The following is a 17872-nucleotide window of genomic DNA, read 5'->3' as shown; positions in this document are numbered from 1 at the left end:
CGCAAGCGACGGCAACGCCCACCGGCCGACGCACCCCGCGGTCAGCCCGTGCACTCCACCAGCGCGAACACCGTCTTGCCGCCACCGGCCCGCGCCCGGTACCCCCACCGCCGCGACATGCTGTCCACCACCATGATCCCCCGTCCCCGGTGCTCCCCCAGCCGGGACCGCCCGTACACCGGCTCGACCGGCGACTCGTCGTCCACCTCCACGGCCACCACGCACGGGTCGCGGTGGTGCACGATGCGCAGGTGGCCGGTGCCCGGGGTGTGGTCGAGGACGTTCGACACGAGCTCGGTGACCACGAGCTGCACGTCGTAGAGGTGGTCTTCACCGACGTCGGCCAAGGCGGTGGTGAGGTCGTGCCGCAGCCGCGACATCGACATGCCCGGCCGCACCGGCACGTCCACGACGGGGGGTGTCATGCGCGCCGACGCAGCACGAGCAGGGCGATGTCGTCCTGCTTGCCCTGGCCGAGCTCGGCCAGCAGGCGGTCGGCGAGGTCGTCCATGTCGTCGTCGTGCGAGACGGCGGCGCGCAGCCTCTCCATGCCCTCGTCCAGGTCGACACCGGGGCGTTCGACGAGGCCGTCGGTGGTGAGCAGGACGGTGGTGCCGCGCGGCAACGGCAGTTCGGTGGCCTCGGGGCGGTCCAGGCCGATGCCGAGCAGCGGGCCCTTGACCGTGCTGTAGCGGGCGCCGTCTTCATCGGCGATCAGCGGTGGCACGTGGCCCGCGTTCGCGACGGCCATCGTGCCCGCCTCCAGGTCGACCAGCAGCAGGCACATCGTGGTGAGGCCGCCGGTCGGGTGGAAGCGTTCGAGGAGCGCGTCGACCCGGCGCAGGATCTCGGCGGGGCGGTGGCCCTCGACGGCGTAGGCGCGCAGGGTGTGGCGCACCTCGGCCATCACCGTCGCGGCCTCGATGGAGTGGCCGCAGACGTCGCCGATGGCGATCAGCATGCGGCCGTCGAGCTCGATCACGTCGTAGAAGTCGCCGCCGATCTCGGCGTTGCTCGACGCCGGCACGTACCGGGCCGTCATCGGCAGATCGGCGTTGTGCGGCAGCTCGCGGGGCAGCAGGCTGCGCTGCAACGTCAGCGCCAGCGAGTGCTCCTCGGCGAACGTCAGCAGGCCCTCCGCCGCGAGTGCCGTCGCCTGGGCGAGCTGGCGCAGCAGGTTGCGGTCGTCGTCGCCGATCACGGCCCACGGCGGCACCGCGATGCCGATGGGTGGCCTGCGCAGCTTCGTGCGGGCCAGCGCCGCCACGGCCGGGAGCGCCGCGTGCCACGGCACCGAGTCGGCCTCCACCACCGTGACGCCGACGCCGGGGTTGTGCGACGACATCCACTGCTCGACGTCGGCGTTGCCGGGGCGCAACCGGGCCTCCGGCTGCCGCACACCGCCCGTCGCGACGCAGACGACGCCGTCCGGGTTGGTCAGGACGGCCGTGGCCTCCGCGTCGAGCACGTCCGCCGCCCCGATCGCGGCCGCCTCGGCCAGGCCCTCGAACGTCGTCGCGGCGTTGATGGCGAACGTCGCCGTGGTGAGCCGGGTGAGCCGGACGGCGAGGTGCTCGGCGAGCGCGCGGGCGCGGTGGTAGCGCAGCGCGGCCTCGACGTTGGCCAGCAGCTCGCCGGGGTCGACGGGCTCGGTGAGGTAGGCGTCCGCTCCCCTGGTCAGGCCGGTGACCTTGTCCTCGGGTTCGATGTAGGTCGCGGAGAGCATCACGACCGGGATCGAGCTCGTGCGCGGGTCGGCCTTGATCCTCTCCGTGACGTCGTAGCCGCTCATGTCGGGCAGGTGCACGTCCAGCAGGACCAGGTCGAACGACTGGGACCCCAGCGCCCTGAGCGCCTCTGCCGCGGTGGTCGCCTCCACGACCGTGTGGCCGCTGCGGCGCAACCAGCTGCACGCGATGAACCGGCTCGCCTCCAGGTCGTCGACGACGAGGACCCTGGCCGGTCCGCCCCCCATGGCTGACGGGTTCATCGGCCCTCCGTTCTGCGCGCCGTGAGCTGGGCGTCCCTGATCGCGCGGCCCACCGTTTCGGGGGAGATCCGCGACTCGTGCACCAGCGCGGCCCCGAGGCTGTGCACGCTGCGGGCGAGACCACCGGGATCGTCGCCGGACACGACGACGACGGGCACCGTCCGCAGGTCCGGGTCGAGGCGCAGCACGGACAGCACGGCGCTGCCGCTCATCACGGGCGTGCTCGCGCTCACCACGACCAGGTCGGGCCGCCGGGCCTTCGCGAGGTTCAGGGCGGTGCGGCCGTCCTCGGCCTCGACGACCTCGGAGGCGATGTCCCGCACCGCGTCGCGCAGCAGCGCGCGGGCCTTCTCGTCGCCGTCCGCGATCAGCGCGCACGCGACGGGCGCCGGCTGGACGAACTCGTCCGTCGCGGTCGGCAGGGTCAGCACGACCTCGGTGCCGACGCCGGGGGTGCTGCTCAGCACCAGCGCGCCGCCGAGGATCTCGGCGAGCTTGCGCGCGTACGACAGGCCGAGCCCGGTGCCGCTCGCCCCTACCTGCAACGCGTTCGGCACCTGGTAGAACTCCTCGAACACCCGGTCCTGCTCCTCGGGCGGGATGCCGATGCCGGTGTCGCTGACCACGAACCGGATCTCGTCCGGACCGGGTCCCTTCTCCGCGGTGAAGCGGATCTCGCCGCGCTTGGTGAACTTGACCGCGTTGGAGAGCACGTTGCGCAGGATCCGCACGAGCATCGTCTCGTCGGTGACCAGCGACGGCAGCTCCGGGATCGCGTCCACGACCAGGCTCACGTCACCGGAGCGCAGCATCGGCCGCACGGCCGAGCGCAGCTGGGTGATCACGTAGTCGAGCGCGACGGGCGCCATCCGGGGCTGCAGGCTGCCCGATTCGGCCTTCGCGGTGTCGAGCAGCTCGTTGACCAGCGCGAGCAACGTCGCCGCGGACTCGTTGATCAGGTCGACGTGGTGGCGCTGGTCGGTGGTCAGGGGGTCGCCGCCGGGAGCGGCGAGCAACCGGGTCAGGCCGACCACGGAGTTGATCGGCGCGCGCAGCTCGTGGCTGATGTTGGACCAGAACCGGATGCGCGCGGCCGCGGCGTCCCGCAGCTCGGCGGACTTCGCGTCCAGCTCCGCGTACAGGGCGACGACGCCCTGGTTGGTCTGCTCCAGCTCGCCGGACAGCTCCTGGTAGAGCGCGACGACGCCGCGGTTGGTCTCCTCGAGCTCGTCGTTGAGGCGTTCGAGCTCCTTGCTCTTCGCCTCCAGGTTCTCGAGCGTCTCCAGGAGCTCCTGGTTCTGGGTGCGCAGCTCGTCGAGCGCACTGGTGCCGCTGTCCTCGCGCAGGTCCCGGAGAAGACCCTCGTCCGGTGCGGCCACCTGGTGCACGTTCTTCACCAGGGTCGCGCCGCTCGCCGTCACGACGAGCTCGTCCATCAACCTGGTCGCGGTGTCCCAGCCGGGCCCGGACGCCGTCACCCCGGCCTGCCACGACAGTTCGACGAGCAGCGCGGAGGGACGGGTGCGCCGCAGCCGGAAGACCGCGGTCGTGCTCACGTCCTGGCGCACCAGCTCCCGGCCGATGTCGCTCAGCGCGGTCGCCACGCGGACCTGGTTCTGCCCGTCGAGCCCGACGGCGGCCGCGACCTGGCGACCGCGCTGACGCAGCAGGAACACGTCCCGCTCGTCGCCGATCACCAGGCGCAGCAGCTCGGTCGTCGTCATGCCGGTCTGGCCACGAGCACGCAGGCGTCGTCGTTGCGGACACCGGCCTCCCGCAGCAGTGTCGCCGCGATCAGCACAGGCGCGTCGTTGACCAGGTCGCTGCCGTGGTCGACGCCCCAGCGTTCGGTGAGGCCGTCGGAGTGCAGGACCACCACCGCGCGGTCCGGCAGCGCGTAGTCGAACGTCCGGATCGTGCGCGCCTGGTGGCCCGCCACGCCGGGCACCGAGATCATGCCGTGCTTGCGCCCGTCCGCCAGCACCGCGGCGGCGATGTTGCCGAGCCCGCAGTAGCGCACCGTCCGTGCGACCAGGTCGATGTCGGCGACCGCCACCGCTCCGCCGCGGGTGCCGCGCAACGCCGCGTGCAGCCGCGTGACCATCTGGTCCGGCGGCAGGGGCGCGTTCGCCTGGAAGTACCGCACGGCCGCATCGGACGCCGCGGCGGCCAGCGGTCCGTGGCCCGAGCCGTCGCACATCATGAGCGTCAGCCGGTCGGAGCTGCGGCACACCGCGTACGCGTCACCGCACACGTCCTCGTTCTTGATCGGCCTGGTCACCCCGGCGGCGCTTTCCACGCCCCACTCGGGTGTCCACCCGGCCCGGGACGCGAACCGCGCGACCAGCGCCGTCCCCTTGCCCAGGCGGGACGTCATGGCGCAGCTCGACGCGAGCCTGCGCACCGTGCCGAGCCCCACGCCCAGCGTGCCGGCGGTGGAGTGCCCGTCCTGCCACGCCAGGGCCTGGTCGCCGATGCCGGGGCCGCGGTCCACCGCCAGGACCTCGACCGCCGCGTCCTGCTCACCGCGCACCGACCTGACCAGCACGACGCCCTGCCGGGCGTGCTTGTGCAGGTTCGTCCCGATCTCGGTGACCGCGAGACCGACCTCGGCGGCGCGCGACTCGGAGAACCCGAGTCGTTCGGCGAGCACCGTGGCCGTTCGCCGCACCCTGCCCACGTGGGCGGTCTCCTCGACCGGCAGCCAGGCCTCGTCGCGCACCAGCGGCAGGCAGGTCGCGGTGGTCATCTCTTCCACTTGACCACCGTCACCACCGTGCCGCGGCCGACCTCGGTGTCGAGGTCGAACTGGTCGACCAGGCGGCGGGCGCCGCTCAGCCCGAGGCCGAGTCCGCTCCCGCTGCTCCAGCCGTCGGCCAGGGCGAGCGTGAGGTCGGGGATCCCGGGACCCTCGTCGTGGAACGACGCGCGGACGCCGGCGCGCCGTCCGTCGTTGACCTCCTCGACGCGGGCGAAGCCCCCGCCGCCGTAGATCAGCGTGTTGCGGGCGAGCTCGCTGGCCGCGGTGACCAGCTTCGTCTGGTCGACCAGCGACAGCTTCGTCTGCTGCGCGTACGTGCGGACGAGCTGGCGCACGCGCACCACGTCGTCGTCACCGGTGATCGACAGCTCCTCCGGGCCGTCGGACCGGGGCGGCATCAGGCGTCCCGCCGGACTTGCTCCAGGATCTTCATGCCGCGTTCGAGGTTCAGCGCCGTGCGCACGCCACCGAGCGTGAGACCCAGTTCCACGAGCGTGATCGCGACGGCCGGACGCATTCCCACCACGACGGTGTCGGCGTCGAACAGCCGCGAGATGGACGCGATCGTGGCGAACATCCGGCCGATGAACGAGTCGACGATCTCCACCGCGGAGATGTCGATGACCACGCCGTGCGCGCCGGTCGTGCTGATCTTCTCCGCCAGGTCCTCCTGCAGCGCCAGCACGCTCTGGTCCTGCAGGTCGATCTGGATGGAGACGAGCAGCACGCCGCCGATCTTCAGAATCGGGACGCGTTCCATCACACGACCTCGCGGCGCACGACGTCCACGCCGTCCCGGCGCAGCGCGTGCCGCAAGGCGTCGGCCAGCGAGGCCTTCGTGACGATGTCGCCGAACTCGATGCCCAGCGCCACGATCGTCTGCGCGATCTGCGGGCGGATGCCGGACACGATGCACTCCGCGCCCATGAGCCGTGCCGCGACGACGGTCTTGAGCAAGTGCTGCGCGACCTGGGTGTCCACGGCGAACACACCGGTGATGTCGATGATCGCGTGCTCGGAGCCGGTCTCGACCAGCATCTCGAGCAGCTTCTCCATGACGACCTGGGTGCGCGCGGAGTCGAGCGTGCCCACGAGCGGCACCGCCAGCACGCCCTCCCAGATCTTCACGACCGGGGTGGTGAGCTCGAGCAGCTGCTCGGACTGCTCGCGGATGATCTCCTCGCGCGCCCGCGCGTAGAACTCGAAGGTCAGCAGGCCGAGGGCGTCGAGAAGGCTGGAGAACTCCAGCACCTGGCGGAAGAGCTCCGGGTCCTCGTCACCCTCGGTCAGGCCGAAGACCTCGCGCTTGAGCGAGAAGAGGCTCGACGCGGTCTCCGACGGCGTGAAGCCGGACCGCACCCGGTTGCGCGAGTACTCCTCCAGCAGCGACCGGATCTCGGCGAACTCCGGCCTGCTCGTGTCCCTGCCGTCGGTGCCGACCAGGGGCAGCAGCACCGCGAAGAACTCCTTGAAGTCGGACTCGAGCTCGGCCTTGGTCGACCGTCCCCGCAGCAGGACGGCCACGGCGTCCACCCACTTGTCGATCAAGGACTCGGTGTTCGTCCGCAACAACTCGATCAAGCGCGGGGCATGCCCTGCGTCCGAAGTCACTCGGTCCTCCTCAAACGGTCAACCTCTCCGCAGACAGTAGCCGTGCACCCGGGAACCACCACAGGTGGTCACCACGTTTAGGAGGTTCGTCCCGGAGGTAACTCCTGCCTGCTCACCAGTGACAGGAAGGCACGCTCTTGGCCGTCGTCGACGACCCTCCTGATTCCTCCCACGTGCTGGAGTTGGACAGTGAGGTGCCTGACATCGCCGTGGTCCGCCAGTGGGCGCGCACCTCGCTGCCGTCGCTGCACGAGGACGACCTGCTCGACGTGCAGCTGGTCGTGACCGAGCTCGTGTCGAACGTCTACGACCACGGCCGGTTCCCCGCGCGCCTGCGGCTGCACCGCACCGGCGCGGAGGACGGCGTCGAGGTCGTGGTGGAGGACGCCTCCGCCACTCCCCCGGCGCTGCAGCCGTCCTCCCCGGACTCCGTGCGGGGCCGTGGCCTCGTGCTGGTCGACCAGCTCTGCGAGCGCTGGGGCGTGACACCGCAGGAGACCGGTAAGGCCGTGTGGGCGGTCGTGCCCTGCACCGCGACCCCGTGACGCTCCGGACGGCGTGGCTGCCCGGGATCGCGGTGCCGGACGCGGGCGGTAGCGCTCACCGGGTCGCGAACGGGCCGCCCGGTGCGAAGGCGTAGCGGGCGAAGCGCTCGCCGATCAGCTCGTGCGCGGCGGTGTCCGGGTGCAGCGCGTCCGGCAACGGGTTCTCGGCCGCGTCCTGCTCGCCGTAGAGCCGGGTGCCGTCGAGGTGGTGCAGGTTCGGGTCCTCCCTGCGCCCGGCGAGCGACTCCAGGGCCTCGCGGACGACCCGCAGGGTGAGCTGCGGCGCCGGACCGTGCGGACCGGTCGCGGAGAAGCGCACCCCGCCCCGGCCGTCGAGGTCCATCCGGCCGGGACCGGGCGTGTCCTCGTAGGCGCCGCAGAAGATCGGCGACATCAGCACCAGCGGCGTCTCCGGGTGGCCGTCGCGGATCGTGTCGAGGAACCCGTGCACCGCCGGCACGAACGCCCGCAGCCGCATCACGTCGAAGTTCACCACGTTGATGCCGAGCTTCACGCTGATCAGGTCGGCGGGGCGGTCGCGCATCACGCGGGCGACGAACGGGTCGACCAGCGCGCTGCCGCCGAAGCCGAGGCTGTGCAGCTCGGCGTCACCCAGGCGGGACGCGACGGCGGGCCAGGTCCGGGTGGGCGTCGTGGCGTTCGACCCGTGGCTGATCGAGCTGCCGTGGTGCAGCCAGATCCGCCTGGCCGAGGTCAGCGGCACGACCGGTTCGTCGGTGCGCAGGGCCCGCAGGTCCACGGTCTCGTTGTGCGGCAGCCAGAGCTCGACGTGCTTCTCGTCCGTGCCGAGGTCGCTGAACCTGGTGGTGCACGGGACGCCCGCGTGGAGCCGCGTCGCTCCGGTCTCCGGGTCGATCTCGACCCGGTCCCCGCCGCCGACCTGGTCGCTCGCGACTCGGTCGCCGTTCACGACCAGGTCGACATAGCCGCGTGGGCGGCTGACGCCCGTGTACGAGACATGGGTGGTGTGGAGGTCCAGCTCGATCGTGGTGGCCTTCGTCGCGAACACCAGGCGCACGCCCGCCGGGCGGCTTTCCGCGCCGAGCAGCCGGGGGTCCGGGAAACGGGTGCGGACCCAGGCGGGGAGGCGGTGCGGGCGGACGCCTCGGCTGGTCCGCTCCAGCTCGGCGGCGCCTCGCACGATCTCGTCGGTCAGCGGGGTGGTGATCATGGTCGCGTCTCGTCCCGGGTGGAGGGCCAGGCGTTCAGGAGTGCGTCGAGGGCTGTCACCGTCCTGTGCCAGGACTCCTCCGGCGCCGGCTCGCTGTGGTCGAAGCCGCCGGTGCGCTCCAGGGACAGGAAGCCGTTGATCGTGCTGCCCAGCAGGCGGATGGCGTGCACGTGCTCGGTCGAGGGCACCGGATAGCCCCTGAGGACCGCGCCGGCCTGCTCCGCCAGGGTCCTGGCCGCGTCCGAGCGGACCACCGGCCGGCCTGCCCGGCGTTGGAGGGACTGCCAGCGGCCCGGGAACGCCCGCGCGTAGCCGCGGTGGGTGTCGGCGAAGGCCTGGAGGGCGTGTCTGCCGGATCTTCCGGCTATCGCCTCGCTGATCCCGGCGGACAGTTCGGCCAGTGCTCGTGCGGTGACGCCGTCTTTGAGGGCTTCCAGGTCCTGGACGTGGGTGTAGAGGCTGGGGGCTTGCACGCCCAGGCGTCGTGCCACGGCCGAGAGGGTCACGGCCTGGAAGCCCTGCTCGTCGGCCAGGGTGGCTGCTTCGGCGATCACAGCCGGTGCGGTCAGGGCTTGGCGCATGCGACCTAGCCTATACCCTTTAGGTTGCGCCCTACTGGTCGTAGATCAGTTCTGGCCCAACCGTTCCAGCTCGGCTTCGCCCACGGCGAGGTACGGGACGCTCGGGTTGCGGGACAACAGGTCCGTCTGGACCCACCGGCCTCGCTCGACGTGCCGTTCGTCGACGTCGTCCCTGCGCCGCACCACCGTCTCGGCGCGCCGGAAGTCCAGCGCGGCCGCGAAGTCGGCGAAGACCGCGAAGTACCCGCAAGCGTCGCCGCGGTGCCGCTCGGCCCTCTCGCTGCTCGCCCGGTGGTACCTCGCCAGGGTCATCGCCTCTTCGTCGTACTCGGTGATGACCCGGTCCGGTTCGTCCTGCCAGCGCGACAGCAACGCCGACGGCTCCCACCGGAGGTCGCGCGCGGACTCCTCGGTGCTCCCGGCCAGGCGGAGCAGCGCTACCCGGCCCTGCGGCCCGCGGGCCTCGAAGTAGCGGGGCCGCAGGTCGTCGAGCGCGCGCGTGACGCGGTCGAGGCCGGACCCGGCCAGCGGCAGGGTGATGAGCCTCGACGGCTTCGGGGTGCGCAGCCACACTCCCCCACGCAGGTACATCTCCCAGTGGCCGTGCGGGTCCACGCGGATCACCGAGGACGCGACGACGGGGTCGACGACGTCCTGGAGTCGCGAGAAGACGGCGAAGTGGTGGTGGCCGCCGACCGGTTCGGCGGTGCGGCGGGCCTCCCGCACGTGCAGGCGCAGGCTGACCTGCTCGGCCTCCCGGGGGCTCAGGGGCGCGAAGATCCGCTGCCGGTCCTCGCGCGCGGGCACCACCTCGGTGGCCGCGTCCGGGTCGAGGACGTCGGTCAGGCTGTCGAACAGCGCGAAGCCACCGGTCAGGGTGGCCTGGTCGCGCAGGCGGCGGCGCTGGGTGAGCACAGCCATCACCTCGACGGCCTTCCGCATGGTGACCTCGACGGCGTTCATCCGCGGCTCCCGCGTCGCCTGGTCGAGCAGCCGGGACGGCTGGGGCTCCGCCTCGCCGGTGCAGGCCAGTTCGTCGTCCGGGCTGGCGCGCACCTTGACGACGACGGCGACCGGGTTCCCGTCCACGAGCACGACGTGGTGGCTGCAACCGCGGTCCCACCTGTCGTCGATCAGCTCCTTGAGCCGAAGGGCCTCGGACTCGCTGATCGCGACGTACTCGTCGTCCGGGTCGTGGCCGAAGTCGACGCGGTGGAGCTTGTCGGACCGCTCCCACGTCCCGTGGCCGGCGTACTCCTCCTCGACGCTGCCCTCGGGGCGGCGGATCAGCCGGTCGGCGTTGCCGAGGTCCAGCACGCCGAGGGCGTGCTTGAAGCTCGCGTAGTACTTGTAGTCCGCCAGCTCCGACTCGTGCCTGCGCGCACGGAGCACGCGGATCATCTCGACGAGGAAGCCGTTGGCGTAGCCGACGTTCGCGTCACGTGCCGTCCACGACGGCTCGGACTCCACGCGGCTCAACAGGTCCGACGGTTCCCACCGCAGCTCGTGGCCGAAGGCTTCCTCCACCGTGCCGGCCAGTCGCACGACGGCGTGCGGAAGCCGTTGGCCTTCAACGAGAATGATGACGTACCGGACGTTCGGGTCCTCTTCCGCGGCGTAGTGGTCCCGCAGGCCCCAGCTGTCGACGTCCACACCCACTGCGATCCCCCCAGAGCTTTCGGGGCAGTCTAGGGCATCCCTAACGCCGCACCAGCGTGCGAACGGCCACAGTGGCCCATGCGAGCACCAGCACTCCGTACAGCACAACGGCGACACCGGTGAACATCGGCGACGGCACGCGCGTCGCGAGCGCGCTCGTCCCGGTCACGAGAGTGCCGAGCGGGAAGACGAAGCTCCACCACGTCAACGCGAACGGCAGGCCGCGCCGCGCCGTCCGGACGGTCACGGCCGCCGCGAGTGCCGTCCACAGCAACGCGAAGCCCCACGTGATCGTGCCGTACAGGACGCCGAACGCGGTCTGGCCGGGGAGCACGGGCACGCCGGCGAGCAGGTTCGCGGCGGTGATCGACTGGCCGAGCGGGCCGAGCACGATCCACAGCGTCGGCACGGTGGCGGCAGCTCCCGGCCCGTGCCGGACGAGCTGCTGCCAGATCTGCGGCACGATCACGACCGTCGCGAAGAGGCTGACGCCGAACAGGGCGTAGCAGCAGAGGACCAGGCCCTGCCGCAGCGGTCCTTCCGGCAGGTGCCCGGCGAGCAGGGCGCCGGACGCCGCGGACACCATCGGCGGCACGACGGGCATCAGCCAGCCGCCGGACGCGCGCTCGCCGCTGCCGATCATCCGAAGCGGGACCAGCACCGACGTCGCGAGGCCGAGCAGGCTGCCGACCGTCCACAGTGCCCAGTCGACGGCCAGGGCCGCGGGCAGCCCGATCCAATCCCCGCCGAGCAGCAACGCGCCGGTGCCGACGGTCATCAGCGCCATCGGTGGCGCGCCCCAGAACTGCGCCATCACGGGGTCGGCGAGCTGCGCCCGGACCGCGGACCACGTCCAGCGCCTCGCGGCGGCGGCCACGAGGAAGACCAGCAGCGCGGCGTCGAGCGCCCAGACGTACGTGGCGGCGGCGCGCAGGCCGGGCATCGAGGCACCGGCCGTGGCGACGATCCCGGTCCCCATCACGGAGGCGAAGAGGTTCGGGCCGAAGGGCGCCGCTCGTCGCACCTCGGGGGCACGGTGTGGTTGAGGTGCGAGAGCGGTCACGACATGACGATCCTCCCGCCGCACCGGCTCCGGTAGGCGGCGATCACCGATGTGCACATAGGCTGCCCCTATGCCTCTGCCGTCCAGGGTCGCCGACCTGACCGGTTTCGACCTGCTGCTGAGCGTGGCGGAGCTGGGCAGCATCGGGCGGGCGGCCCGCGCCCACGGCATGTCGCAGCCCAGCGCCAGCGAGCGGCTCAGGACGCTCGAGTCCCGCGTCGGCGTGCCGTTGCTCGACCGCACCCCACGCGGTGCCCGGCTCACCACGGAGGGCCAGCTCGTCGCCGGGTGGGCGGCGCAGGTGCTCGAGCGGGCGGCCGACCTCGACGCCGGCATCACCAGCCTGCGCGCGGACCGGCAGAGCCACCTCCGCGTCGCCGCGAGCCTCACCGTCGCCGAGTACCTGCTGCCCGCGTGGCTCATCGCGCTGCGGGCCGTCAGCCCGGACACGGCGACCGTGCTGTCCGCGGGCAACTCGGTGCACGTGGCCGAGCAGGTGCTGGCCGACCGCGCGGACCTCGGTTTCATCGAGAGCACCGACGTGCCGGCGGGCTTGGCCACCCGTGTCGTCGCCCACGACGAACTGGTGCTCGTCGTCGCTCCCGGCCACCCCTGGTCCCGGCGCCGCCGCGTCACGGCCGGGAAGGCCGCCGCGACCCCGCTGGTCGTCAGGGAGCCCGGTTCGGGCACGCGCCAGGCGTGGGAGCACGCCCTGACGGCCGCGGGCGTGGGCGAGTCCGCCGGTCCGCTGCTGGAGATGTCGTCGACCACGGCCATCAAGGCGGCCGCGATCGGCGGCATCGGCCCGGCCGTGCTGAGCCTGCACACCGTCGCCACCGACGTCGCCGCCCGCACGCTCGTGCGCGTCGAGGTGGCCGGCGTGAACCTGCACCGCGCGCTGCGGGCGGTGTGGCCGGCGGGCAGGACACCCCGGGGCCCCGCCGCCGACCTCCTGGCCATCGCGACGCGTAGTCTCACCGATCGTGCCGACCGGCGGTAGCAAACAGGTTCGTGCCGCGCGCAAGCGCAAGAAGCGCATGGCGGGCGTCGTCAACGACCTCACCGACGCGCAGTGGGACGCCCTCAAGACGTCGTGGGGCGGCTGCGCCTATTGCGGCGCCCCCGCCACCTCGCTGCAGAAGGACTGCGTGCAGGCGCTCTCGCGCGGAGGCCGCTACACGCTCGCGAACGTCGTGCCCGCGTGCGGCTCCTGCAATGCCAGCAAGTGCAACGCCGAGGTGACGGGCTGGCTGCGGCGCAAGAAGCTCGACGAGCGCGCGTTCCTGGTGCGCCACTACGAGATCTCGGCCGAGCTCACGAGCCGCTTCACGCCGGTCGACCCGGCGCCCTGACGGACACCGGCCCCGACCGCCCTGTCCACAGTGGAGTCGCGGTCAGGCCGTGTTCCGCACGGCGCTGTACCCCCGGAACAGCGCGTCCCAGGCCTTCTTGCAGCGGGCGTCGAGCTCCCTGTCCGCACTCGTGCCACCGGCCGCGAACCACGGCTCGCAGGGCGTGATGGCGGCGAGCTGGGTGCGGACCTCGGCGAGGGCGGCCTGGCCCGCGGGCGGGAGCTTGGAGGACTGCTTCTCGACCTCCGCGACCACGCCTGTCACGTCGGGCATGACGTGGGTGCAGTTGTCGGCGGGGTCGACCGGTTCGCCGCGCAGGCGGGCGGCGCAGTCCGTGAGCAGGACACCGATCGCGTCGAGCCGGGGCTGCAGGTCCGGCAGCGGTGAGCCGGCCGAGGAGGCGGGGGCCGGGGTGATCGTGGGCAGGGACGAGGTCCCGGTACCGCACCCGGCCAGCAGGAAAGCCAGCGCAATGGCGGAGTAGCGCATGCCTGGAGCGTAGCGAGGCGGAGGGGCCGCCAGAGCCGGAGTGCTCCGGCGGCCGGGGTCGTTCACCCGATCAGGTCAGGGGAGGATGTAGGACCGGACACCGTTCGCGAAGCCGAGCTCGGCCGCGTCGCGGACGTCCTCGCTCACCACGGCGGACTTGCCCTTGCAGCCCGGCTCGGACCAGATCTTCACCGCACCGGACGGCGACAGCGACCGGAAGGCGCCGCGCAGGTCCGCGCACTTCGCCTCGGGCTTCACGCCGGTGGCGAAGTTGTCGCCGCTGAAATCGTCGAAGTTCTTGCCGGTGAAGAAGGTCACGGACGTGGCGGGCTTGGCGCCCGACGTCGTCGGCGCGGGCTGGGTCGTCGGCGCCTCGGCGGGGGCGACGGCGCGCCCGCCCTCGGGGTTGATCACGAACCACTTGTTCCCGACGTTCTGGCCGAGGACGTCACCGGCCTTCTTGTCCTTGGAGAACAGGTAGACCGGGCGGCCGCCGATCGTCACCTGCGTCTGGCCGTCCTGGCGCTTGACGAACCCGATGTTCTCGCGCTTGATGCCGGGGAAGAAGAGCTTCGTGCCCTTGGTGACCGTGACGGGAGGCCAGGTCTTGGCGCAGTCACCGTTGCAGTTGGACACCCCGCCCTTCACCGGGTCGTCGCTGAACCAGTAGACGGACAGGCCCTTCCCGTTCACCACAGCGGGTTCGAGACCACCGGCGTTGCCGACGCGCAGCTCCACCCACTTCTGCTTCACCTCGGCGGGCGCCGACTCCGGCGCGCGGTCGCCCGTGGTCTTGTCGGCGTTGTTGGAGTTCGCGGATCCGCGGAGGAAGTCCACTCCGGACTCGTCGGCCGGCGCCTGCGACGTTTCCCCGACCTGCGCCTGTTCTGTTGCGGGAGCGGCGTTTCCGGTCTGCGTGGCACCCTGTCCGCACGCCGTCAACGTGACGGCACCGATCGCGAAAAGGGCAGCAGCGATCCCCACTTGCTTGCGAAGCATTGTTTTTCTCATTCCCGAGTGGACTTGCACCAACCTGTTCACCCCTGTCACGTGCGCGGCGCGGAAACGGTTCAGCCGAGTTCGCCGTGAGACCGCGATCACAGGTCGACAGGGCGGCACCGGGTACCTTGGAAGACGTGGACATCAGCCTGAGCAGCGATTTCGCGACAGCGGTGCCGGAGATGGCGGTCTCGTGGGAGGCCGTCCCGGTCGCCGAACCGGAACTGCTCCTCCTCAACGAGCCCCTCGCGGAGGAGCTGGGCCTCGATCCCGCCTGGTTGCGGGGTGACGGCCTGCCGTTCCTCGCCGGCGGCCGCGGGGTCGCCCAGGCCTACGCGGGTCACCAGTTCGGGGGCTACTCCCCCCGGCTCGGCGACGGCCGCGCCCTGCTGCTGGGCGAGCTGACCGGCGCCGACGGCCGGCTGCGCGACCTGCACCTCAAGGGCTCCGGCCGCACCCCGTTCGCTCGCGGCGGCGACGGGCTCGCGGCGGTCGGCCCGATGCTGCGCGAGTACGTCGTCAGCGAGGCCATGCACGCGCTGGGCATCCCCACGACCCGTTCGCTCGCCGTGGTGTCGACCGGAGCGGTCGTGCAGCGCGAGGAACCGCTGGCGGGCGCCGTCCTGGCCCGGGTCGCCTCGTCGCACCTGCGGGTCGGCAGCTTCCAGTACGCCCGCAACACCGGCGACGTGGACCTGCTGCGCCGTCTCGCCGACCTCGCGATCGCCCGCCACTACCCCGGCAGCACCCACCTGGAGCTGTTCGACCACGTCGTCGCCGCGCAGGCGTCCCTGGTGGCCCGGTGGATGCACGTCGGCTTCATCCACGGTGTGATGAACACGGACAACATGACGATCTCCGGCGAGACGATTGACTACGGCCCGTGCGCGTTCATGGAGGCCTACGACACGTCGACGACGTACAGCTCGATCGACCATCGCGGCCGCTATGCGTTCGGCAACCAGCCGATCGTGGCCGAGTGGAACCTCGCCCGTCTCGCCGAGGCGCTGCTGCCGTTGTTCGCCGACGACCAGGACAAGGCCGTCGAACTGGCGATGGAGGTGCTCGGCACGTTCAGCACGCGGTTCGAGGAGGCCTGGATCAGCGGCACGCGGAGGAAGCTCGGCGTGTCCGGCGAGGTGAAACCGCTGCTCAAGGACCTGCTCGTGCTGATGCAAGAGAACCACGTCGACTACACCTCGTTCTTCCACCTGCTCGGCAAGGCCGCGCGGGGCGACGCCGAACCGGCCAGGTCGCTGTTCCTCGACCTCGCGGGCATCGACGCCTGGATCGCGCGCTGGCGCGAGCTGGGTCCGGACGCGGAGGAGATGGACCGGGTCAACCCCGTCTACATCCCGCGCAACCACCTCGTGGAGGAAGCGCTGGCTGCGGGCGCCGCCGGCGACCTGGCTCCGCTGCACAACCTGCTCGAAGCGGTGACCTCGCCGTACGGGGAACGCCCCGGTCTGCACCACTTCGCCGCACCGGCGCCGCAGGACTTCAGCGCCACCTACCGGACCTTCTGCGGGACCTGATGAAGCTGCAACCGATCGGCCACGTCGAGTCGCCCCTCACCGACCGCTCCGCCGCGCCCCGGCAGGCCGACGAGGGCGCGCCGGAGGCCTGGCTCGTGTTCGCACCCGAGTACGAGCGGGCGATGCGGGAGCTCGCGCCCGGCCAGGACGTCCTGGTGCTGACGTGGCTCGACCGCGCCGACAGGTCGGTGCTGGCCGTGCACCCGCGCGACGACCTCGACCGGCCGGAGACCGGGGTGTTCTCGACCCGCTCACCGGACCGGCCGAACCCGATCGGGCTGCACCACGTGCGGATCGTCGCCGTCGACGGCGTGCGCGTGCGGGTGGCGCACCTGGAGGCGCTCGACGGCACGCCGGTCGTGGACGTGAAGCCGGTGCTGGGCGCGGAACGCTGACCTGCTGCGACACCCCGGCGTGGACGAAGTGGCTCCACCGAGCCGTCGTACAGCGCGAACGGGACACGCCGCCCCCGTTCTGCCGGTCCTGAACGGGCGACTCGACGGATTGCCGATCAGCGCGGGCGGCTCGGTGGCGCGTTCCCAGTGGTTCGAAGCGGGTGCGAAAGGGTTTGGCAGGCGGGTATCCAGTGGACATGAGCCAGCCAGTACCCCCAGCGGAGCCCGTGCCGACGACGCCGGGCCCGGACCAGCCACGACCGACCGGACCCGACCAGCCCCAGCCACCGGGTCCCGATCCCGACCCGTTGCGGCCGCCGGGACCCGACCCGGATCCCCTGCCGCCGGAGCCGAGGCCCCTCTGAGAAGCCGAATGCGGTGCGTGGCGGAGAAATCCGCCACGCACCGCACATCGGTGGTTTGAACGCCGAAATCCCTGGGTACACGCGGTCGTCAGGCCGGACCGACCTGGGGAGCGGACGTGCTCAGTGCTCAGGAACAGCAGCAGCTGCTCGACATCGAGCGGTGGTTCCGCGCCTCCGATCCCGACCTCGCCCGCGCGCTCGGCGACGGCCCCGAGGCTCAGCGCCGGCGCCAGTTCGCCGCCGTGCTGCTGTCCGTCCTGGCGGGCGTCCTGGTCGTCGCGCTGGCGCTGCTCCTGCTCTAGGACGCCACCGGGATCGCCGCCTTCGCCACCGCCTTCGGTGGTGCGTCGGCCCGGTTCCAGCGCATCCGCGACCACGGCAGGTCCATGTCCGCGAGCCTGCTGATCTGACGCGGCTCCAGCTCGTCGGGCGACGGGGCCTGCGCGTGCCGGGAGTAGGCCGCGTCGACGTAGCGGTGCCCGGTGTCCGGTGCCAGCACCACCACGTGCCGGTCCGGGTCGAGGCGCTGCTCCCACCGCGCCGCGAGGTACGCCGCTCCCGCCGACAGGCCGGCGAAGATCGCGTGCTCGCGCAGGAGCGCCACGCTGCCGCTCAGCGCCGCGTCGAACCCGAACCAGTGCACGGTGTCGTAGAGCGTGTGGTCGACGTTGCCGAACGGGATCGAGCTGCCGATCCCGGCGATGATGATCTCCGGGTCGTGCACGTGCTCGCTGCCGAACGTGACGCTGTCGAACGGCTGCACACCCACCAGCTCCACCTCCGGCGAGGTCTCGCGCAGGAAGCTCGTCAGCGCCCCGGTCGACGCCCCGGTGCCGACACCGCCGACGACGGACAGCCGTGAGCAGTCGGCGTGCTCGCGGACCAGGTCGGCGATCGGCCGGTAGCCGCGGTAGTGGACGTCGTCGTGGTACTGGCGCATCCAGTGGTGCCGCGGGTGGTCGCGCAGGATCTCGCGCACCCGTGCCACCCGCCTGCTCTGGTCGAGCTTCAGGCTCGCCGACGGCGGCATCGGCTCCACCGTCGCGCCGAGGATCTCCAGCTGGGTGCGCAGCGTCGCGTCGACCGTCGTCGAGGCGACGATGTGGCAGTGCAGGCCGTAGCGGTGGCAGGCCAGCGCCAGGGCGTGCGCGTAGATGCCGCTGGAGCTGTCGACCAGCGTGTCCCCGTGCGCGATGGTGCCGCGTTCGAGGAGGAACCGGACGGCTTCGAGCGCGGACGCGACCTTCATGGTCTCGAAGCGCAGGCAGAGGGTGCGGGAGTCGAGGCGAACCAGGGCGGGGCGGCTGAGGGCGTCTGCGATGTGGTGGTCCACGT

The 17872-nt window shown here is 72.0% G+C and carries 20 protein-coding genes; 6 read left to right on the top strand and 14 right to left on the bottom strand.

Annotation, left to right across the window (positions count from 1 at the left end):
- Positions 1-41 precede the first annotated feature (41 nt).
- From BLQ91_RS09425 to BLQ91_RS09395, 7 genes are read right to left on the bottom strand one after another with little or no spacing between them, the layout of a single operon-like run.
- Positions 42-425: an ATP-binding protein gene (locus tag BLQ91_RS09425; protein ID WP_090096347.1), complete on the bottom strand. Its 384-nt coding sequence runs from the start codon at positions 423-425 to the stop codon at positions 42-44.
- Positions 422-1990 (bottom strand): SpoIIE family protein phosphatase, encoded by a 1569-nt coding sequence (locus BLQ91_RS09420; protein WP_090096346.1) that lies wholly within the window; start codon positions 1988-1990, stop codon positions 422-424. The genes BLQ91_RS09425 and BLQ91_RS09420 overlap by 4 nt, the downstream gene beginning before the upstream one ends.
- Positions 1987-3714 (bottom strand): ATP-binding response regulator, encoded by a 1728-nt coding sequence (locus BLQ91_RS09415; protein WP_090096345.1) that lies wholly within the window; start codon positions 3712-3714, stop codon positions 1987-1989. Before BLQ91_RS09415 ends, BLQ91_RS09420 begins: the two co-directional genes overlap by 4 nt.
- On the bottom strand, positions 3711-4739 hold the full coding sequence (locus BLQ91_RS09410) for an ATP-binding SpoIIE family protein phosphatase (RefSeq protein WP_090096344.1): 1029 nt from the start codon (positions 4737-4739) through the stop codon (positions 3711-3713). The genes BLQ91_RS09415 and BLQ91_RS09410 overlap by 4 nt, the downstream gene beginning before the upstream one ends.
- The gene (locus tag BLQ91_RS09405) at positions 4736-5149 is read right to left on the bottom strand and encodes an ATP-binding protein (protein WP_090096343.1); all 414 of its coding nucleotides are present in this window, start codon (positions 5147-5149) and stop codon (positions 4736-4738) included. The genes BLQ91_RS09410 and BLQ91_RS09405 overlap by 4 nt, the downstream gene beginning before the upstream one ends.
- On the bottom strand, positions 5149-5511 hold the full coding sequence (locus tag BLQ91_RS09400) for an STAS domain-containing protein (protein WP_090096342.1): 363 nt from the start codon (positions 5509-5511) through the stop codon (positions 5149-5151). The genes BLQ91_RS09405 and BLQ91_RS09400 overlap by 1 nt, the downstream gene beginning before the upstream one ends.
- The gene (locus BLQ91_RS09395; protein ID WP_218130203.1) at positions 5511-6362 is read right to left on the bottom strand and encodes an STAS domain-containing protein; all 852 of its coding nucleotides are present in this window, start codon (positions 6360-6362) and stop codon (positions 5511-5513) included. The genes BLQ91_RS09400 and BLQ91_RS09395 overlap by 1 nt, the downstream gene beginning before the upstream one ends.
- 194 nt (positions 6363-6556) lie before the next feature.
- Here BLQ91_RS09395 and BLQ91_RS09390 point away from each other — a divergent pair, with 194 nt between their 5' ends.
- A complete protein-coding gene (locus BLQ91_RS09390; RefSeq protein ID WP_176959641.1) occupies positions 6557-6907 on the top strand; it encodes an ATP-binding protein in 351 nt (116 codons plus the stop codon).
- A gap of 55 nt (positions 6908-6962) precedes the next feature.
- Here the strand turns inward: BLQ91_RS09390 and BLQ91_RS09385 are convergent, their stop codons facing one another.
- Genes BLQ91_RS09385 through BLQ91_RS09370 form a run of 4 tightly spaced genes read right to left on the bottom strand, consistent with a single transcriptional unit; the run spans position 6963 to position 11402 of the window.
- Complete coding sequence (locus BLQ91_RS09385; protein ID WP_090096339.1) at positions 6963-8099, bottom strand: GDSL-type esterase/lipase family protein; 1137 nt, start codon at positions 8097-8099, stop codon at positions 6963-6965.
- A complete protein-coding gene (locus tag BLQ91_RS09380) occupies positions 8096-8680 on the bottom strand; it encodes a TetR/AcrR family transcriptional regulator (RefSeq protein WP_218130202.1) in 585 nt (194 codons plus the stop codon). Before BLQ91_RS09380 ends, BLQ91_RS09385 begins: the two co-directional genes overlap by 4 nt.
- 45 nt (positions 8681-8725) lie before the next feature.
- Positions 8726-10333: a hypothetical protein gene (locus tag BLQ91_RS09375; protein ID WP_090096337.1), complete on the bottom strand. Its 1608-nt coding sequence runs from the start codon at positions 10331-10333 to the stop codon at positions 8726-8728.
- A 46-nt stretch (positions 10334-10379) separates the two neighbouring features.
- Complete coding sequence (locus BLQ91_RS09370) at positions 10380-11402, bottom strand: TDT family transporter (RefSeq protein WP_245733301.1); 1023 nt, start codon at positions 11400-11402, stop codon at positions 10380-10382.
- Positions 11403-11472: 70 nt separating this feature from the next.
- Here BLQ91_RS09370 and BLQ91_RS09365 point away from each other — a divergent pair, with 70 nt between their 5' ends.
- Together BLQ91_RS09365 and BLQ91_RS09360 are read left to right on the top strand one after the other, a co-directional pair.
- Positions 11473-12402: a LysR family transcriptional regulator gene (locus tag BLQ91_RS09365; protein WP_176959640.1), complete on the top strand. Its 930-nt coding sequence runs from the start codon at positions 11473-11475 to the stop codon at positions 12400-12402.
- Positions 12386-12754: an HNH endonuclease gene (locus BLQ91_RS09360; protein WP_218130201.1), complete on the top strand. Its 369-nt coding sequence runs from the start codon at positions 12386-12388 to the stop codon at positions 12752-12754. Before BLQ91_RS09365 ends, BLQ91_RS09360 begins: the two co-directional genes overlap by 17 nt.
- 42 nt (positions 12755-12796) lie before the next feature.
- Here BLQ91_RS09360 and BLQ91_RS09355 read toward each other — a convergent pair whose 3' ends face one another.
- Together BLQ91_RS09355 and BLQ91_RS09350 are read right to left on the bottom strand one after the other, a co-directional pair.
- A complete protein-coding gene (locus tag BLQ91_RS09355; RefSeq protein ID WP_090096336.1) occupies positions 12797-13243 on the bottom strand; it encodes a hypothetical protein in 447 nt (148 codons plus the stop codon).
- Between the two features lie 75 nt (positions 13244-13318).
- The gene (locus BLQ91_RS09350) at positions 13319-14242 is read right to left on the bottom strand and encodes a hypothetical protein (RefSeq protein WP_090096335.1); all 924 of its coding nucleotides are present in this window, start codon (positions 14240-14242) and stop codon (positions 13319-13321) included.
- Between the two features lie 137 nt (positions 14243-14379).
- Between BLQ91_RS09350 and BLQ91_RS09345 the strand changes: the two genes are divergently transcribed.
- The 3 genes from BLQ91_RS09345 to BLQ91_RS09335 all read left to right on the top strand — a co-directional run bounded on the left by BLQ91_RS09345 (position 14380) and on the right by BLQ91_RS09335 (position 16839).
- Positions 14380-15777: a protein adenylyltransferase SelO gene (locus tag BLQ91_RS09345; RefSeq protein WP_245733300.1), complete on the top strand. Its 1398-nt coding sequence runs from the start codon at positions 14380-14382 to the stop codon at positions 15775-15777.
- Positions 15777-16172, top strand: coding sequence for a tRNA (N6-threonylcarbamoyladenosine(37)-N6)-methyltransferase TrmO (gene tsaA / locus BLQ91_RS09340; RefSeq protein ID WP_090096334.1), 396 nt, complete (start codon positions 15777-15779; stop codon positions 16170-16172). The genes BLQ91_RS09345 and tsaA overlap by 1 nt, the downstream gene beginning before the upstream one ends.
- 481 nt (positions 16173-16653) lie before the next feature.
- Positions 16654-16839: a DUF3040 domain-containing protein gene (locus tag BLQ91_RS09335; RefSeq protein ID WP_143022570.1), complete on the top strand. Its 186-nt coding sequence runs from the start codon at positions 16654-16656 to the stop codon at positions 16837-16839.
- Here the strand turns inward: BLQ91_RS09335 and BLQ91_RS09330 are convergent.
- Positions 16836-17870, bottom strand: coding sequence for a pyridoxal-phosphate dependent enzyme (locus BLQ91_RS09330; RefSeq protein WP_090096332.1), 1035 nt, complete (start codon positions 17868-17870; stop codon positions 16836-16838). The two genes, BLQ91_RS09335 and BLQ91_RS09330, sit on opposite strands and share 4 nt — an antisense overlap.
- Positions 17871-17872 lie beyond the last annotated feature (2 nt).

The organism is Lentzea jiangxiensis (assembly GCF_900104175.1).
Lineage (GTDB): Bacteria > Actinomycetota > Actinomycetes > Mycobacteriales > Pseudonocardiaceae > Lentzea > Lentzea jiangxiensis.
This window is presented reverse-complemented; position numbering and strand designations above follow the sequence as displayed.

Excerpts from the sequence above, each read along its gene's own strand:
- BLQ91_RS09425 (WP_090096347.1), bottom strand. The coding sequence starts at position 425 with ATGACACCCCCCGTCGTGGACGTGCCGGTGCGGCCGGGCATGTCGATG.
- BLQ91_RS09420 (WP_090096346.1), bottom strand. The coding sequence starts at position 1,990 with ATGAACCCGTCAGCCATGGGGGGCGGACCGGCCAGGGTCCTCGTCGTC.
- BLQ91_RS09415 (WP_090096345.1), bottom strand. The coding sequence starts at position 3,714 with ATGACGACGACCGAGCTGCTGCGCCTGGTGATCGGCGACGAGCGGGAC.
- BLQ91_RS09410 (WP_090096344.1), bottom strand. The coding sequence starts at position 4,739 with ATGACCACCGCGACCTGCCTGCCGCTGGTGCGCGACGAGGCCTGGCTG.
- BLQ91_RS09405 (WP_090096343.1), bottom strand. The coding sequence starts at position 5,149 with ATGCCGCCCCGGTCCGACGGCCCGGAGGAGCTGTCGATCACCGGTGAC.
- BLQ91_RS09400 (WP_090096342.1), bottom strand. The coding sequence starts at position 5,511 with ATGGAACGCGTCCCGATTCTGAAGATCGGCGGCGTGCTGCTCGTCTCC.
- BLQ91_RS09385 (WP_090096339.1), bottom strand. The coding sequence starts at position 8,099 with ATGATCACCACCCCGCTGACCGACGAGATCGTGCGAGGCGCCGCCGAG.
- BLQ91_RS09380 (WP_218130202.1), bottom strand. The coding sequence starts at position 8,680 with ATGCGCCAAGCCCTGACCGCACCGGCTGTGATCGCCGAAGCAGCCACC.
- BLQ91_RS09365 (WP_176959640.1), top strand. The coding sequence starts at position 11,473 with ATGCCTCTGCCGTCCAGGGTCGCCGACCTGACCGGTTTCGACCTGCTG.
- BLQ91_RS09355 (WP_090096336.1), bottom strand. The coding sequence starts at position 13,243 with ATGCGCTACTCCGCCATTGCGCTGGCTTTCCTGCTGGCCGGGTGCGGT.
- BLQ91_RS09350 (WP_090096335.1), bottom strand. The coding sequence starts at position 14,242 with ATGCTTCGCAAGCAAGTGGGGATCGCTGCTGCCCTTTTCGCGATCGGT.
- tsaA (WP_090096334.1), top strand. The coding sequence starts at position 15,777 with ATGAAGCTGCAACCGATCGGCCACGTCGAGTCGCCCCTCACCGACCGC.